The sequence below is a fragment of the Pseudoxanthomonas sp. 3HH-4 genome (assembly GCF_006716465.1).
In the GTDB taxonomy this organism is placed as follows: Bacteria; Pseudomonadota; Gammaproteobacteria; order Xanthomonadales; family Xanthomonadaceae; genus Pseudoxanthomonas_A.
The window spans coordinates 393085-409396 of record NZ_VFPB01000005.1 but is presented as its reverse complement, the minus strand read 5'-3'; the positions used below and the strand labels follow the sequence as shown (position 1 = coordinate 409396).

The window sequence follows — 16312 nt, the reverse complement described above, 5'->3', positions numbered from 1 at the left end:
CCGTGATGCGTCCGCTCCACCTGGTCGATGCCAGCCTGTACGTGTTCCGCGCCTGGCACTCGATGCCGGACGAATTCCAGGATGCCGATGGCTGGCCCACCAATGCGGTGCACGGCTTCGCGCGCTTCCTGCTGGAGCTGCTCGAAAAGGAGCGCCCCGCGCACATCGCCATCGCCTTCGACGAGGCGCTGGACAGCTGCTTCCGCAATCGCCTCTATCCGGCCTACAAGGCCAATCGCGACCCGGCGCCGGAAGAGCTCCGACGACAGTTCACGCACTGCAAGGCGCTCTGTGCCGCGCTCGGGCTGAGCGTGCTCGCCCATGGCGAGTACGAAGCAGACGACCTGATCGGCAGCGCATTGCATGCCGCAAGGCCACAGGGTTTCCGCGGCATCATCGTGTCCGCGGACAAGGACCTGTCGCAACTCCTGCAGGAGCACGACGAGCAATGGGACTTCGCCCGCGGCCAGCGCTGGGGCATGCAGGGCGTGAAGGCCCGGCACGGCGTGGAAGCGCGGCAGATCGCCGACTACCTGGCGCTGACGGGCGACGCCGTGGACAACATTCCCGGTGTGACCGGGATCGGCGCGAAATCCGCCGCCGTGCTGCTGGCGCACTTCGGCGATCTGGACACCCTGCTCGCACGCATGGATGAAGTCGCGTTCCTGCGGCTGCGCGGTGCCGCGACGCTCGCCGTGCGCCTGCGCGAACAGCGCGAGCATGCCCTGCTATGGCGCCAGCTCACCACGATCGCCCTGGATGCGCCACTCGGCGAGGTGGAAACCGGTCACGTACGTGGCCAGGCCGATGGCGACATGCTGGCCGGCCTCTCGGATGCGTTGCGCTTCGGCCCGATGACCCGGCGCCGGCTGCGGGTGGCGGCGGGGTTGGAATAGCAGCGCGATCGACCGCTGTGAATCGTCACGCGCACCCGATAGCATCGCCCCATGGATGATCGTGATGACGACAAGCGCCGACAGCCCGCCCACGTAGTGTGGCAGGGCAAGTACCAACGAATGATGGTGCGGGGCACGTGGGAATACGTGGAACGCGCGCATGCCGGCGGACTGGCGGCGATCATCATCGCGGTCACGCCGGATGACGACGTATTGTTCGTGGAGCAGTTCCGGGTGCCGTTGCAGGCACGGACCATCGAGATGCCGGCGGGCCTGGTCGGCGACATCCATGCCGGCGAGTCGATCGAGGTGTCCGCCATTCGCGAGCTGGAGGAGGAAACCGGCTGGACGGCGGAGCAGGCAGAGGTGTTGATGATCGGCCCGACATCCTCGGGCAGCAGCAGCGAGAAGATCGCCTTCGTCCGGGCGACCGGGCTGCGCAGGATCGGAGAAGGCGGGGGTGACGGTGACGAGGACATCACCGTGCATGCGATCCCGCGCGTGCGTGCGGCTGCGTGGCTGGCGCAGAAGATGCGGGAGGGCTACGAACTGGACGCCAAGCTCTGGGCGGGGCTTTGGATGATCGACCACACCCTGGACGGCACGCCGCGGGACTGACGCCTCAGTCCGCCTTGACCGCGTAGCCTGCCAGCCGCCAGACGCCTCCATCCTCGCGCCGCAGCGTCACCGTTTCGCGATGCGGCGCGCAGGCTTCGCCGAACATCACCGAGAACTCCAGCACGGCATACGTGCCTGGCTGCCATCGCGGACGCTGGCTGGGTTGGTCGACCCGCACGGCCGCCCAGCGACGGCTCCGGCCCCGACCCAGCGCACCATGCCGCTGCGCCATCAAGGCGACGAACGCCTCACGCCCCATCGCACGACGGATCGACGCGGAGGCGGCATCCCACAGGACGTCGTGCTGACCCTGCTCGATGGCTTTGATGAACCGCATGGCCGCCATCCCGAGGCGCGGGATATCGACATCCTCCAGCCCGATCCTCGCCTCGCCCACCTGGCTTGCCGCCTGCGCCGTCATTTCCCGATCCACTCCCCGCCACATGGTCTGCGCCGCCACGCTTCAAGGAAGCAGCGGCACCCACCACTGGATCGGACCCCTGCACCCGCACCGGACACGCCCGGCGCATCGCGGGCGGGCAAACAGACACACTCCGGTCAGGCAAGCTGGCGACGAAAGAACGCGAGCGTGCGTTGCCAGGACAGGTCGGCGGCCGCGTGGTCGTAACGGGGCGTGGTGTCGTTGTGGAAACCATGGTTGACGCCCGGGTAGACGTGCGCCTCGTAGGACACGCCGGCGGCTTCAAGCGCCTGTTCGTAGGCGGGCCAACCCGCATTGACGCGCGTATCCAGTTCGGCGAACTGCAGCAGCAAGGGCGCCTTGATGCGCGCTGCCTCTTCCGCGGTGGGTTGGCCGCCGTAGTACGGCACGCCGGCATCCACCAGGTCGGGCAGCCGCGCCGCCAGCAGGTTGGCGACCAGGCCACCGAAACAGAACCCGACCACGCCCAACCTGCCGTTGCTGCGCGGCAGCCCATGCGCGAAGTGCGCTGCAGCCTCCATGTCCGCCAGCACCTTTGAACGGTCCAGCGTGGCCTGCATCTCGCGCCCGGCGTCGTCGTCGCCGGGATAGCCGCCGAGCGGATACAGCGCGTCGGGCGCGAACGCGATGAAGCCCGCCACCGCCAGCCGGCGTGCGACGTCTTCGATGTAAGGATTCAGGCCGCGATTCTCGTGAACCACCAGCACGACCGGAGACGGGCCGTCCGTGCGCGGCATCGCCAGCAGGCCACGGCCCTCGCCATGGCCCTGCGGCGCGGGAAACGTCCGGTAGACAGTGGTGATGCGTGGATCATCCACGGCCACCTGTGCCGCGAACACGTACTGTGGCGTCAGCGCCGCCAGCAGCGCGGCCGCCGTGGTGCCGCCCACGGCGAACTGCGCGGCGCCGGCCAGGAAGCCGCGCCGGTCGACGCGCCCATGAACATAGTCGTCGTACAGGTCCAGCACACGCTGGTCGAACGCGGATGCGGTGGCGCGCGAATGCTCCATGGTGTTCTCCCGTCTGCGATGGGACGTCAGGCGAAAGCGTCGGTCGCACGCACGAGGGCGTCAACGTTCTCGGCTTCGAAAGCCGAGTGGCCCGAGGCCGGCGTGATCGCGAGCTTCGCCTTCGGCCACGCCTTGTGCAGTTCCCATGCATTGGCGATCGGACAGACCACGTCGTAGCGCCCATGCACGATGACGCCCGGGATGTCGGCGATACGCGAGGCGTCGCGCAGCAACTGGTCTTCGACCTCGAAGAAGCCGCCGTTGACGAAGTAGTGGTTCTCGATGCGCGCGAACGCCAGCGCGAACTCCGGCTCCTCGTGCCCGCTGATGAAATCCGCGTCCACGTGCAGGAAACTGGTCGCACCTTCCCATACGCTCCACGCCTTCGCCGCGGCCAGGCGCGTGGCCTTGTCTTCGGACGTCAGCCGGCGGTGGAAGGCGGAGATCAGGTCGTGGCGCTCCACCGGCGGAATCGCGGTGATGTAGTGCTCCCACGCATCCGGGAACAGGCGGCTGGCGCCTTCCTGGTAGAACCATTCCAGTTCCCATCGCCGCAGCATGAAGATGCCGCGCAGCACCAGTTCGCTGACGCGCTGCGGATGCGTTTCGGCATAGGCAAGCGCCAGCGTCGAGCCCCAACTGCCACCGAACACCTGCCAGCGGTCGATGCCGAGCTTCTCGCGCAGCTTCTCGATGTCCGCCACCAGGTCCCAGGTGGTGTTGTCGACCAGATCCGCATGCGGCGTGGAGCGGCCGGAGCCGCGCTGGTCGAACAGCACGATGCGGTACTTCGCCGGATCATGGAAACGCCGCATCTTCGGACTGCAGCCGGCGCCCGGCCCGCCATGGAGAAGCACCACGGGCTTGCCCTGCGGATTACCGCACTGTTCGTAGTGCAGCGTGTGGCGGTCGTCGACCTTCAGCGTGCCGGTGTCGAACGGCTCGATATCGGGGTACAGCGTGCGCATGGGCGGCATGTCCTGGACGAAAGCGGACAGTCTAGCGGCTGCGGTCCTGCCCTTCCGTGACGCGTCCGAGGGTGACGCGGTCGCGTGCTTCGAGGTCGGCCACGGTCGCCACGTCGATGAAATCCGAACCGGCCAACAGCGCGCGGATCGCCTCGCCCTGGTCCCAGCCGTGCTCCAGCAGCAGCCAGCCACCCGGCAGCAGGTGCGCGGGGGCCGCGGCCACGATCTCGCGGATCGCATCCAGTCCGTCGGCGCCGGACGACAGTGCCGTGGGTGGTTCGAAGCGCAGGTCGCCCTGCACCAGGTGGGGATCGCCGTCGGCGATGTAGGGCGGGTTGCTGGCGATCAGGTCGAAGCGCTCTCCCACCAATGGCGCCAGCCAGCTGCCGCGGCGGAACACGACGTTGGCCAGACCGTGCGCGTGCGCGTTCGACCTTGCCACTCGCAGGGCGTCTTCACTGAGGTCGGTCGCGACGACCTGCGCCAACGGTCGTTCGCTGGCCAGCGCGAGCGCGATGGCGCCGCTGCCGGTGCCCAGGTCGGCGACGCGCAGCGGGCGCGCCTCAGGCAGCCGTTCCAGCGCCAGTTCCACAAGCCGCTCGGTCTCGGGGCGCGGGATCAACGTGGCGGGGGAGACCTGCAGGTCCAGCGTCCAGAACCCGCGCCGGCCCAGCAGGTACGCCAGCGGCTCGCCCGCGATACGCCGCACCAGCAGAGCGTCGAACGCCGCCGCCTCCCGTTCGGGCAACGGGTCGTCGCCATGCGCGAACAGCCACGCCCGGTCGCGCCCCAGCACGTGCAGCAGCAGGTGTTCGGCCTCGTGCCGCGCGTCGGGTCCGGACAAGCGGGACGCGCCGCCGCGCAGGGCCAAGTCGAGTCGGGCAGTGATCAGGTCGGCAGGCATTGCCGCGCATGGTAGCGGGCCCGGGGCCGCGGAACGCGGACGTATCGCCGCGGTGCACCATCATGGTGCTCAATGGCGTATGGAGGCGGCTGGCCACTCTGCTCCGGACCATCTCCCTGTTCATGGCACGCCGGGCCTCCGTCGGGTATCGCATTCGGCTAGCAGGCACGAACGATGAGCACGTCATATGCCTAACAACTCATTGAAAAACATGACTTTGATCCCGACATCAAGCGTCACGATGGCCACGGATGCACCGGATCCGGGATTTCAATAGCTAAAAACTATCTATTCAATTCCATCAATCGATTTGAGATATCAATAGCCCCTGCCTACCATGGCGCCATCGCTTCACCACACCCACTCCACTCACGAGGATCTTCCATGTCCCTGATCAACACCGCGGTCCAGCCCTTCAAGACCACCGCCTTCCACAACGGCGAATTCGTCGAAGTCACCGACGGCACCCTGAAGGGCAAGTGGTCGGTCCTGATCTTCATGCCGGCCGCCTTCACCTTCAATTGCCCGACCGAAGTGGAAGACGCCGCCGCCAACTACGCCGAGTTCCAGAAGGCCGGCGCGGAGGTCTACATCGTCACCACCGACACGCATTTCTCCCACAAGGTGTGGCACGAAACCTCCCCGGCGGTAGGCAAGGCCCAGTTCCCGCTGGTCGGCGACCCGACCCACCAGCTGACCCGCGCCTTCGGCGTGCACATCGAGGAAGAAGGCCTGGCCCTGCGCGGCACCTTCGTTATCAATCCGGAAGGCGTCATCAAGACCGCCGAGATCCACAGCAACGAGATCGCCCGCGACGTGTCGGAAACCCTGCGCAAGCTGAAGGCTGCCCAGTTCACCGCCGCCAACCCGGGCCAGGTCTGCCCGGCCAAGTGGAAGGAAGGCGCGCAGACGATCGCCCCGTCGCTGGACCTGGTCGGCAAGATCTAAGTCGCTCCGCAACACCGGCGCATCCGTCCAATGGATGCGCCACGCTCCACGAACACGCATCAAACCACCTCCGGGCCACGCGCCCGGAGGCCGGTCTCCCCGACGGACGTTTGCAGCAGCGGCATGTGCCGCTTGCCGGTTCCCCCTCCCTGGCCGGCTCCCTCCCCCGGCGCATGCCGCTCCTGCAAACGCCTGACCTCACTCCCCCGATTCCTCCCCGGAGACGTTCGCCATGCTGGACGCCAATCTGAAGACGCAGCTGAAGGCCTATCTCGAAAAGGCCGTGCGCCCCATCCACATCACCGCACACTTGGACGACAGCGATGGTTCCTCCGAACTGCAGGCGCTGCTGAAGGACCTGCAGGAGGTATCGGACAAGATCAGCGTCACCGAGCAGCGTGGCGGCGAACGCACACCGTCGTTCGCGCTGACTTCGCCGGGTCATGACATCCACCTGACCTTCGCCGGCCTGCCGATGGGCCACGAGTTCACCTCGCTGGTGCTGGCGCTGCTGCAGGTCGGCGGCCATCCGTCGAAGCTGGCGCAGGACGTGATCGAACAGATCCGTTCGCTCGACGGCGAGTACCGCTTCGAAACCTATTTCTCGTTGTCATGCCAGAACTGCCCGGACGTCGTGCAGGCGCTGAACCTGATGGCGGTGTTGAATCCGAACATCCAGCACGTGGCCATCGACGGCGCGCTGTTCCAGCAGGAAGTCGAGCAGCGCGAAGTGATGTCGGTGCCGACCATCTTCCTCAACGGCGAGGTATTCGGCGCCGGCCGCATGGGCGTGGAAGAGATCGTCGCCAAGCTGGACACGAACGCAGGCAAGCGCGAGGCCGAGAAAATCAAGGCCAAGGCGCCCTACGATGTGCTTGTCATCGGTGGCGGCCCCGCCGGCGCGGCGGCCGCGATCTACGCGGCGCGCAAGGGCATCCGCACCGGCGTGGCGGCCGAACGCTTCGGTGGCCAGGTGCTGGACACCATGGCGATCGAGAACTTCATCTCCGTGCCGTACACCGAGGGCCCGAAGCTCGCCGCCGCGCTGGAGCAGCACGTGCGCGACTACCAGGTCGACGTGATGAACCTGCAGCGTGCGGACAAGCTGGTGCCGGCCGGCAAGGACGGCCTGGTCGAAGTACAGCTTGCCAATGGCGCGTCGCTGAAGTCGAAGACGGTGATCCTCTCCACCGGCGCCCGCTGGCGGCAGATGAACGTGCCCGGCGAGAACGAGTACCGCAACAAGGGCGTGGCCTACTGCCCGCACTGCGATGGCCCGCTGTTCAAGGGCAAGCGCGTGGCGGTGATCGGCGGTGGCAATTCCGGCGTCGAGGCCGCGATCGACCTGGCCGGCATCGTCGCCCATGTGACCCTGATCGAATTCGACAGCCTGCTGCGTGCCGACGACGTGCTGCAGCGCAAGCTCCGCAGCCTGCCCAACGTGCGCATCGTCACCAGCGCGCAGACAACGGAAGTGCTCGGTGACGGCAGCAAGGTCAACGGCCTGGTCTACAAGGACCGTACCGGCGGCGATACGCACCGCGTGGAACTGGAAGGCATCTTCGTGCAGATCGGCCTGCTGCCGAATACCGAATGGCTGAAGGGCGTGGTGGAGCTGAGCCCGCGCGGCGAGATCATCATCGACGACCGCGGCCAGACCAGCGTGCCGGGCGTGTTCGCCGCCGGCGACGCCACCACGGTACCGTACAAGCAGATCGTCATCGCCATGGGCGAGGGCTCGAAGGCCGCGCTCAGCGCCTTCGATCATCTGATCCGCACGTCGGCGCCGGTGGAAACGCCGGACGCGGTAGCGGCATGATGCATGGGCGCGGGCCGTATGCTGGTCCGTGCCCCGTCGCACGCAACGCCGTTCCCTGAGGGAGGAGTCCGATGAATCTCCGCGACCTGAAGTACCTGGTGGCGCTGGCCGACCACAAGCATTTCGGTCGCGCTGCGGCGGCGTGTTATGTAAGTCAGCCCACGCTTTCGACCCAGATCAAGAAGCTGGAAGACGAACTGGGCGTGCCGCTGGTGGAACGTGCCCCCCGCAAGGTGATGCTGACGCCCGCCGGCCGCGATGCCGCCGACCGCGCGCGCCGCATCGTCGCCGAAGTCGAACAGATGAAAGAAGCCGCGCGCCGCAGCCAGGACCCCGAAGCCGGCACGGTGCGCCTGGGACTGTTTCCCACCCTTGGCCCCTACCTGTTGCCGCATGTGGTACCGCGGCTGCGCGCACGCTTTCCGCATCTGGAACTGCTGCTGATCGAAGAGAAGAGCGACGTGCTGCTGTCGCGCCTGCGCGAAGGCAAGCTCGATGCCGGCCTGCTCGCGTTGCCCGTGGCGGACGACCAGCTGCATACCGAGTTCCTGTTCGAGGAACCCTTCCTGCTCGCCGTGCCGGAATCGCACCCGCTGGCGAAACGCGAGTCGCTGACGCTGGCCGAACTCTCGCAGCACCAGTTGCTGCTGCTTGAAGACGGGCACTGCCTGCGCGAACAGGCACTGGACGTATGCCGCCTCTCCGGCGCGAATGAGAAGTCCGAGTTCCGCGCCACCAGCCTTGAAACGCTGCGGCAGATGGTCGCCGCCGATGTCGGCATCACCCTGCTGCCGATCCTGGCAGTGAAGCCACCCGTCGCGCGTTACGAGAACATCCACCTGCTGGGGTTCAGCGATTCCCATCCCAGCCGACAGATCGCGATGGTGTGGCGCAAAAGCTCGGCCATGAACGATTTCCTGCTGGAGCTCGCCAACGTGTTCCGCGAGTTGCCGCCCGGCCTTTTCGAACCGGACGCGCCCTTCGTCAGCGCGCAGGCAGCGCGCGATCGCGCCCCAACGCCCCGGCCGCCGTCGCTGGCTTGAACCCTCGCCGCTTCCGGGCTACGGTAGGCGCGCAAAACAGAACTCCGATGGGCGGCGCGGCAACGCGTCGCCCGTTTCCTTTTGCGCGACCCCAAAACCAGAGAAAACACGATGAACAACACCCGCACCAGCGGCCTGCCGCCGTCGCTGCCGCCGCTCGTTATTTCCAGCCGCGACCTGTCGCGTCTGGAGGCCCTGCTCGACACACCCGTGCTGCGCCGGCACCCCGCCGCGCTTGCACTGATGGACGAACTGAACCGCGCCGACGTGCGCACGCCGGAGGACATGCCCGGCAACGTGGTGACGATGCATTCGCGCGTCGAGTGCGAAGACGAACTTACCGGCGAACACCATCGCCTCACCCTGGTGTATCCCCACGAAGCAAACGTCGAGACCGGCCTGGTCTCTGTGCTGGCGCCGGTCGGCAGTGCGCTACTGGGACTGTCGGTGGGGCAGACGATCGACTGGCAGGCGTCCGGCAACCGGCCGTTGCGCCTGCGCGTCACCGCGATCGGCTACCAGCCCGAAGCCAACGGCGACCTGCATCGCTGATCGGCGGCCACGCTATCGCATCAATCCACGAAAAGTACGCTCCCGCAGCCGGCTCGTCCCTGCGGGACAGGGCATACTTGTCACCCGATTTCCCCCATCCCATCGACCGCCCATGACCGACACCACCCCTACCAAGCTGCAGCAGCTCCGCGACCTGTCCGTGGTCGTCGCCGACACCGGCGATTACGATGCCATCAAGCGCCTCAAGCCGGTGGACTGCACCACCAATCCCACCCTGGTGAAGAAGGCGCTTGACCTGCCGGTGTACGCCGACCTGATCGAAGAACAACTCGCCTGGGCGCGTGCGCAGGGCGGCGGCGAAGCGCTGGTGGACGAAGTGGTGGACCGGCTGACCGTCGGCGTCGGCGCGAAGCTCGCCGGCCTGATCCCCGGTCGTGTTTCGACTGAGGTGGATGCCGACCAGGCCTACGACACCGCCGCCACCGTCGCCAAGGCGCGTAAATTCGTGCAGATGTACGCCGACCAGGGCATCGGCCGCGACCGCATTCTGATAAAGGTCGCGTCCACCTGGGAAGGCGTGGAAGCCGCGCGCCAGCTGCAGGCCGAAGGCATCGACTGCAACCTCACCCTGATCTTCAACCCGACCCAGGCCGTCGCCTGCGCCGAGGCCGGTGCGTTCCTGATCTCGCCGTTCGTGGGCCGCATCCTGGACTGGTACGTGGCCAACGGCCAGGCGCCGGCCACCATCGACGAGGATCCGGGCGTGGTGTTCGTGCGCGGCGTGTACGCCGAGTTCAAGCGCCGCGGCTCGCCGACGGTGGTGATGGGCGCCTCGTTCCGCTCCACCGCGCAGATCGAGGCACTCGCCGGTTGCGACCGCCTGACGATTTCGCCGGACCTGCTGGAGACGCTGGACCAGGAGCACGGCGACCTGCCGCGCAAGCTGTCCCCCGCAATTGCCGAGCCTGTCAGCGCGGCGCCGGTCACGGCGGAGAGTTTCGCCGTCGCGATCGAAGCCGATCCGATGGCGAAGGAAAAGCTGGCCACCGGCATCGAGACCTTCGCCAAGGACCTGGCCGCCCTGCGCACGACGGTTCGCGAGAAGCTGTCCGCCTGACGCCACTCCGACCCGTCGCTGCCCTCCGCGCCGCCGCCGCGGGGCTGGCGCCCGCGCGCCGGACACGGGATGATCGGGCGCATGCGCGCCCTCCTGCTATCGTCCGTCCTCCTCGCCGCATCCCCGATGGCCAGTGCGTCATCGGGCGATGCCAGCCTGATCTTCGTCGGCGACATCATGGTGGCGGAAACGCCCGGTGAGCTGATCGCACGCGGTGAGGATCCCTTCCAGCCCTTCGCGTCGCTGCTGTCCTCGCACGACGTGCGGATAGGCAACCTGGAGTGCGTGGTCGCGACCACGGGCACGGCGGAAGAAAAACCGTACACGTTCCGGGCCGATCCACGCACGCTGCCGGTGCTGAAGCGGCACTTCGACGCCGTGTCGCTGGCCAACAACCACTCCGGCGATTTCGGCAAGGCCGCATTCGCCGAGCAGTTGGCGCTGATGGACACGGCGGGCCTGCCCTATTTCGGCGGCGGTCGCGACGCCACGGCAGCCCACGCGCCCTGGATCGTAGAGCGCAACGGCGTGCGGATCGCGCTGCTGGGCTATGTGGAATTCAAACCCCGTTCCTTCGAAGCCGATGCCAGCCGCCCCGGCGTGGCCTGGAGCGGCGAGGACGACGACGTGATCGAGGACATCATCGCCGCGCGGCGCGTGCACCGGGCGGACATCGTCATCCCCTTCATGCATTGGGGCTGGGAGGACGAACCCGATCCCAGTCCGCGCTTGCGCGCATTCGCCCGGCGCATGATCGACGCGGGCGCCGACCTGGTGGTGGGAGGTCATCCGCACGTCACCCAGGGCGCCGAGTACTACCGCGGCAAGCCGATCATCTACAGCTTGGGCAACTTCCTGTTCAACGGATTCGACACGCCGGCGACGACCACCGGCTGGGTGCTGTCGGCCAGGGTGGACCGCACCGGCGTGGTGGACTGGCGCACGCACGTGGCCAGGCTCGACGCGAACGGGGTGCCGCATCCGGACCCGACCGCCAGCAGTCCCTGCGCCAGCCCCGACCGGAAGGCCGTCAACCAATGCTCGGGCGAATGACATGAAGGCGAGACGCTTGCTGACCCTCCTCGCCCTGGCGTCGCTGGCCGTACAGGCCCAGGCCGCCAGCGTGCGCTGCCACATCGTCTACGGTGGCGAGCACTTCACTGTCGACGCGGCGCCGACCGACGATCCCTATCGGGCAACCGGCACGAAGATCGGGCGCTACTTCGAGTTCAAGCCGGTCTACGTGGACCGCGCCGCCACCGGCAAGACCGTCAAGATCTATGTCTACGGCATGGCCACGGGCCAGCCCGTGCTGATCCATGCGGCCACGCACTCGCCTCCGTTCGCTGGAAAGCAGGAAGGACGCGGTTTCACCGGCTTCCATGCCGTCTACGAACCCACCAAGAGCAGCGAACTGCAGTACTGGTGCGAACACCTGCCTTGAGGCCGGCTGGGCGCCGGATCAGACGCCCAGCCCGATAGGACAGCTCACGCCGGTCCCACCCAGCCCGCAATAGCCATTGGGATTCTTGGCCAGATACTGCTGGTGGTAGTCCTCGGCGTAGTAGAACGGCGGCGCCGGATGGACGATCTCGGTGGTGATATCGCCGTAGCCGGCGGCATGCAGCGTCTGCTGATAGGCCCTCAGGCTGGCTTCGGCCGCGGCGTGCTGTTCCGGTGTATGGCAGTAGATGCCGGAGCGGTACTGCGTGCCCACGTCGTTGCCCTGCCGCATGCCCTGGGTGGGGTCGTGGCTTTCCCAGAACACCTGCAGCAGGCGTTCGAACGACACCTGGGCCGGGTCGTACACCACGCGCACCACTTCGTTGTGGCCAGTCTGGCCGGAGCAGACCTCTTCGTAAGTCGCATTCGGTGTGCCACCGCCGGCATAGCCGACCGACGTGCTGTACGCGCCGGGCAGGTTCCAGAACTTGCGCTCGGCACCCCAGAAACAGCCAAGGCCGAACTCCACCTGCTGCAATCCCTCGAATGCGTCGCGCAGCGGATGGCCGTTGACGAAATGCACGTTGTGCAACGGCAGCGGCGTCTCGCGTCCCGGCAGCATGTCTTCCGCGCGCGGCATGCGCTGCTTGTAGGCTCCGATACCCAGCATGGCGGACCTCTTGATCGTGGGGGAGGACGGATCAGGCGGGCAGGATGCCGACGCCTTCGTCGTCGCTTTCCAAGATGGGGCCGTCGTCGCGCGATTCCAGCCCCAGGCCCTGCACGATGCCCTCTGCCTCAGGAAACGCGGGGTCCGGCACACAGACCCGCAGCACGCCGAACAGCGGCAGTTCGCCCATGCCGCCCAGCAGCGATTCGCCGAACACGAACGCGGGAATCTCCGCCTCCTCCAGCGCATGCTTGACCAGATGGGCGTCGAACAGGTTGTCGGCCAGGTAAACCACGCGCATGGATGTGTCCTCCGCGACCAGCCTACACCGGGCGTCCGCTACAGCGGGAGCGCAGTGCATCGGTGGCCGCGACCGATTCAGTTTCCTCCGCCGCTGCTGCGCGCCATTCCCGCATCGCCGGCAGCGCGAACAACGCATCCATGTAGCGGCGCGCGACGGCGTCGACCGGCACGCCGTAGCCTTCGAAACGGACCGCCACCGGCGCGTACATCGCATCGACGATGCCGAAGTCGCCGCACAGGAAGTCCCCGCCATCGCCTTGCGCGTCACGAAGCTGGCGCCACAGTCCCTGCACGCGGCCGATGTCGCGTTGAGCAGCAGCATCCCAGCGGTAGGCGTCCGGGGTCCGCCGGCTGTTCATCGGCAGCTGCGTGCGCAGTGCGACGAAGCCGGAGTGCATCTCCGCCGCCGCGGCGCGCGCCATGGCGCGGGCGGCCAGGTCCTTCGGCCACCCCCGGCCGTCCAGCCAGCGCTCGTTGGCGTATTCGCAGATGGCCAGCGAATCCCAGACCTGGACGTCGCCATCATGCAGTGCCGGTACCTTGCCCGTCGGGGAGTGGCGCAGGACCTCATCGGCGAACTGCGGCGTGTCGAGGGGCAACCGGACCTCCTCGAAGCCCACCCCGAAGTGCCGCAGCAGCAGCCACGGCCGCAGCGACCAGGACGAGTAGTTCTTGTTGCCGATGACGAGGACGGGAAGGCTCATGCGGGGATCCACGCGCGTCGGGCTGTTCAGGATAGACCAGTGCGAGCGCCGGACCGGCTAAACTTGCGTTTTTCCGAGCCTGTCCGCCCCGATGTCCAACGACGACGCCCGCCCTGCCGCCCTTCCGGATGATGTCGCTCCCGAGAAACGGGATTTCATCCGCCAGATCGTGCGCGAGGACCTGGCCAGCGGTCGCCACACTTCGGTGAAGACGCGCTTCCCGCCCGAGCCGAACGGCTACCTGCACATCGGCCACGCCAAGGCGATCTGCCTGGACTTCGGCATCGCCGGCGAGTTCGGTGGCGTGTGCAACCTGCGCCTGGACGACACCAACCCGGCCAAGGAAGACCCCGAGTACGTCCGCGCGATCCAGGACGACGTGCGCTGGCTGGGCTTCGACTGGCACGACCTGCGCCACGCCTCGGACTACTTCGAGGTGCTGTACCTGGCCGGCGAGAAGCTGATCCGCCAGGGCGACGCCTTCGTCTGCGACCTGAGCGCGGAGGAGGTGCGCGAGTACCGCGGCACGCTGACCGAGCCGGGCCGCAACTCGCCCTACCGCGACCGCAGCGTCGAAGAGAACCTGGACCTGTTCCGCCGCATGCGCGCGGGCGAGTTCCCGGACGGCGCGCGCACGTTGCGCGCGAAGATCGACATGGCCAGCGGCAACATCAACCTGCGCGACCCGGCGCTGTACCGCATCAAGCATGTCGAGCACCAGAACACCGGCAACGACTGGCCGATCTACCCGATGTACGACTACGCGCACTCGCTGAGCGACGCGGTGGAAGGCATCACCCATTCGCTGTGCACGCTGGAGTTCGAAGACCATCGCCCGCTGTACGACTGGTGCGTGGACAAGGTGGACCTGGCCAACTCGCCGGACCTGATCGCGCCGCTGCTGGCCAAGGGCCTGCCGAAGGAAGCGAGCAAGCCGCGCCAGATCGAATTCTCGCGCCTGAACTTCAACTACCTGGTGATGAGCAAGCGCAAGCTGCTCGCCATGGTCAACGACAACCTCGTCGATGGCTGGGACGACCCGCGCATGCCGACGCTGCAGGGCATCCGCCGCCGCGGTTACACGCCGGCCGCGCTGCGCCTGATGGTGGACCGCGTGGGCATCAGCAAGCAGAACTCGCTGCTGGACATCTCCATCCTGGAAGGTGCGCTGCGCGAGGACCTGGATGCCGCCGCGCCGCGCCGCATGGGCGTGGTCGACCCGGTGAAGCTGGTACTGGCGAACCTGCCCGAAGGCTACGAGGAATCGCTGACCTTCTCCAACCACCCAAAGGACGAATCGTTCGGCCAGCGCAGCGTGCCGTTCTCGCGCGAGCTGTGGATCGAGCGCGAGGACTTCGAGGAAGTGCCGCCGAAGGGCTTCAAACGCCTGACCATCGGCGGCGAAGTGCGCCTGCGCGGTGCTGGCATCGTGCGCTGCGATGAAGTGATCAAGAACGAGGCCGGCGAGATCGTCGAACTGCGCGGCTGGCTGGACCCCGAATCGCGCCCCGGCATGGCCGGGGCGGAGCGCAAGATCAAGGGCACCATCCACTGGGTTAGCGCGAAACATGCCGTCGCTGCGGAAATCCGCCTGTACGACCGGCTGTTCACCGTCGCCAATCCGGACGACGAGTCGGAAGGCAAGACCTACCGCGATTACATGAACCCGGAATCGCGTCGCACCGTCACCGGCTACGTCGAACCGGCGGCGGCCAGCGCCGCCCCCGAGCAGTCGTTCCAGTTCGAGCGCACCGGTTACTTCGTTGCCGACCGCTACGACCATACGGCGGAGCGCCCGGTGTTCAACCGCAGCGTGACCCTGCGCGACACCTGGACGACCAAGGCCTGATGCCGGCCGCTTTCACCGCCCGTTGAGGCGGTGGCCGGCAGGCTGGCGCGCACCACCACCGAGCAAAGGAGTCCGCCATGTCCCGCATCTCGCTGCGCCTGCTGCCTGCCCTGCTGTCCTGCCTGTTTCTGCTCGCACTTGCGGGTTGCGCGGCACCGGCCTCCTCCGACGGCGTGGCGACCGACCCGCCACCCGCGTCGACGCCCACCCCCAAGTCGACCGGCGGAAACCTGCCGCCGCGGGAAGCCGGCGCAGTCACCGTCGACTATGCCTGCAGGACCAGTGCCGACTGCGCGGTGAAGAACGTGGGCAACTGCTGTGGCGCGATGCCGGCCTGCGTCAACAAGGACAGCCCCACCGATCCGCAGGGCGTGCAAGCGCAGTGCGCGGCCAGTGGTCGCATGGGCGTCTGCGGCTTCGCCGATGTGACTGCTTGCCAATGCGTCAGCGGCCGTTGCGAATCCGATTCCTCTTCCTCGAAACTGCCTGCACGTTGATGCTCTACCAACAGATACATCTCACTCTGCCCGCCTGGACTCACGACCTTCTCGATCCCGCCGCGACGTTCGCGGGCGACGAGGACAAGGTCGCGCTGGCCATCGACCTGTCGCGCCGCAACGTGGACGCCAACACCGGGGGACCATTCGGCGCCGTCGTATTCGGCCCGGACCACCGGGTGATCGCCCTCGGCGTGAACCGGGTGATGCCGCACACCTGCTCGCTGGCGCATGCCGAGAACATGGCCTACATGCTGGCGCAACAGCGCCTGCAGACGCCGCGCCTCAACGATCGCATCGCGCCGGTGGTGCTGGCGACATCGTCGCAGCCCTGCTGCCAGTGCTATGGCGCCACGGTGTGGGCCGGCATCGACCGCCTGCTGATCGGCGCGCGCGCCGAGGACGTGATGGAACTGACCGAGTTCGACGAAGGTCCGTTGCCGGCGGACTGGATCGGCGAGCTCAACAAACGCGGCATCGAAGTGGTGCGCGACCTGCGCCGCGAGGATGCGCGCGCGGTGCTCAGGCACTATGGCGAGTCGGGCGGCGACAAGTACTGAGCGACGCG

At 67.4% G+C, this 16312-nt stretch carries 19 protein-coding genes; 12 read left to right on the top strand and 7 right to left on the bottom strand.

The annotated features are described in order from the left end of the window. The first annotated feature begins 5 nt into the window (after positions 1 to 5). A complete protein-coding gene (locus tag FB548_RS16335) occupies positions 6 to 896 on the top strand; it encodes a 5'-3' exonuclease H3TH domain-containing protein (protein ID WP_185742155.1) in 891 nt (296 codons plus the stop codon). A 51-nt stretch (positions 897 to 947) separates the two neighbouring features. Continuing rightward, positions 948 to 1514, top strand: coding sequence for an NUDIX hydrolase (locus tag FB548_RS16330; protein ID WP_142125847.1), 567 nt, complete (start codon positions 948 to 950; stop codon positions 1512 to 1514). Positions 1515 to 1518: 4 nt separating this feature from the next. Here the strand turns inward: FB548_RS16330 and FB548_RS16325 are convergent, their stop codons facing one another. The 4 genes from FB548_RS16325 to prmC form a co-directional block, all read right to left on the bottom strand. Continuing rightward, positions 1519 to 1935 (bottom strand): DUF4019 domain-containing protein, encoded by a 417-nt coding sequence (locus FB548_RS16325; protein ID WP_185742147.1) that lies wholly within the window; start codon positions 1933 to 1935, stop codon positions 1519 to 1521. A gap of 137 nt (positions 1936 to 2072) precedes the next feature. Further along, on the bottom strand, positions 2073 to 2966 hold the full coding sequence (locus FB548_RS16320) for a dienelactone hydrolase family protein (protein ID WP_142125845.1): 894 nt from the start codon (positions 2964 to 2966) through the stop codon (positions 2073 to 2075). A 26-nt stretch (positions 2967 to 2992) separates the two neighbouring features. Continuing rightward, complete coding sequence (gene pip / locus FB548_RS16315; protein WP_142125844.1) at positions 2993 to 3934, bottom strand: prolyl aminopeptidase; 942 nt, start codon at positions 3932 to 3934, stop codon at positions 2993 to 2995. A gap of 31 nt (positions 3935 to 3965) precedes the next feature. After that, positions 3966 to 4838 (bottom strand): peptide chain release factor N(5)-glutamine methyltransferase, encoded by an 873-nt coding sequence (prmC, locus tag FB548_RS16310; protein WP_142125843.1) that lies wholly within the window; start codon positions 4836 to 4838, stop codon positions 3966 to 3968. Positions 4839 to 5222: 384 nt separating this feature from the next. Here prmC and ahpC point away from each other — a divergent pair, with 384 nt between their 5' ends. The 7 genes from ahpC to FB548_RS16275 all read left to right on the top strand — a co-directional run bounded on the left by ahpC (position 5223) and on the right by FB548_RS16275 (position 11722). Then, positions 5223 to 5786 (top strand): alkyl hydroperoxide reductase subunit C, encoded by a 564-nt coding sequence (ahpC, locus tag FB548_RS16305; protein ID WP_142125842.1) that lies wholly within the window; start codon positions 5223 to 5225, stop codon positions 5784 to 5786. A gap of 232 nt (positions 5787 to 6018) precedes the next feature. Then, entirely contained in the window at positions 6019 to 7605 is a 1587-nt protein-coding gene (gene ahpF, locus FB548_RS16300; protein WP_142125841.1) for an alkyl hydroperoxide reductase subunit F, read from the top strand. 71 nt (positions 7606 to 7676) lie between these two features. Beyond that, the gene (gene oxyR / locus FB548_RS16295) at positions 7677 to 8648 is read left to right on the top strand and encodes a DNA-binding transcriptional regulator OxyR (protein ID WP_142125840.1); all 972 of its coding nucleotides are present in this window, start codon (positions 7677 to 7679) and stop codon (positions 8646 to 8648) included. Between the two features lie 111 nt (positions 8649 to 8759). After that, on the top strand, positions 8760 to 9200 hold the full coding sequence (gene rnk, locus FB548_RS16290) for a nucleoside diphosphate kinase regulator (protein ID WP_142125839.1): 441 nt from the start codon (positions 8760 to 8762) through the stop codon (positions 9198 to 9200). A gap of 112 nt (positions 9201 to 9312) precedes the next feature. Beyond that, positions 9313 to 10278, top strand: a complete 966-nt coding sequence (locus FB548_RS16285) for a transaldolase (protein ID WP_142125838.1) — start codon at positions 9313 to 9315, stop codon at positions 10276 to 10278. Positions 10279 to 10359: 81 nt separating this feature from the next. Next, complete coding sequence (locus FB548_RS16280; protein WP_142125837.1) at positions 10360 to 11331, top strand: CapA family protein; 972 nt, start codon at positions 10360 to 10362, stop codon at positions 11329 to 11331. Position 11332: 1 nt separating this feature from the next. Continuing rightward, positions 11333 to 11722: a hypothetical protein gene (locus FB548_RS16275; RefSeq protein WP_142125836.1), complete on the top strand. Its 390-nt coding sequence runs from the start codon at positions 11333 to 11335 to the stop codon at positions 11720 to 11722. Positions 11723 to 11740: 18 nt separating this feature from the next. Here the strand turns inward: FB548_RS16275 and msrA are convergent, their stop codons facing one another. Genes msrA through FB548_RS16260 form a run of 3 tightly spaced genes read right to left on the bottom strand, consistent with a single transcriptional unit; the run spans position 11741 to position 13398 of the window. After that, a complete protein-coding gene (msrA, locus tag FB548_RS16270) occupies positions 11741 to 12391 on the bottom strand; it encodes a peptide-methionine (S)-S-oxide reductase MsrA (RefSeq protein ID WP_142125835.1) in 651 nt (216 codons plus the stop codon). Between the two features lie 31 nt (positions 12392 to 12422). Continuing rightward, a complete protein-coding gene (locus tag FB548_RS16265) occupies positions 12423 to 12692 on the bottom strand; it encodes a DUF2007 domain-containing protein (RefSeq protein WP_142125834.1) in 270 nt (89 codons plus the stop codon). 22 nt (positions 12693 to 12714) lie between these two features. Beyond that, positions 12715 to 13398, bottom strand: a complete 684-nt coding sequence (locus FB548_RS16260) for a glutathione S-transferase family protein (protein WP_142125833.1) — start codon at positions 13396 to 13398, stop codon at positions 12715 to 12717. A 91-nt stretch (positions 13399 to 13489) separates the two neighbouring features. Here FB548_RS16260 and FB548_RS16255 point away from each other — a divergent pair, with 91 nt between their 5' ends. The 3 genes from FB548_RS16255 to FB548_RS16245 all read left to right on the top strand — a co-directional run bounded on the left by FB548_RS16255 (position 13490) and on the right by FB548_RS16245 (position 16304). Next, positions 13490 to 15247, top strand: a complete 1758-nt coding sequence (locus tag FB548_RS16255; RefSeq protein ID WP_142125832.1) for a glutamine--tRNA ligase/YqeY domain fusion protein — start codon at positions 13490 to 13492, stop codon at positions 15245 to 15247. A 77-nt stretch (positions 15248 to 15324) separates the two neighbouring features. Beyond that, on the top strand, positions 15325 to 15744 hold the full coding sequence (locus FB548_RS16250; protein ID WP_142125831.1) for a hypothetical protein: 420 nt from the start codon (positions 15325 to 15327) through the stop codon (positions 15742 to 15744). After that, positions 15744 to 16304: a nucleoside deaminase gene (locus FB548_RS16245; RefSeq protein WP_142125830.1), complete on the top strand. Its 561-nt coding sequence runs from the start codon at positions 15744 to 15746 to the stop codon at positions 16302 to 16304. Before FB548_RS16250 ends, FB548_RS16245 begins: the two co-directional genes overlap by 1 nt. Positions 16305 to 16312: the final 8 nt, after the last annotated feature.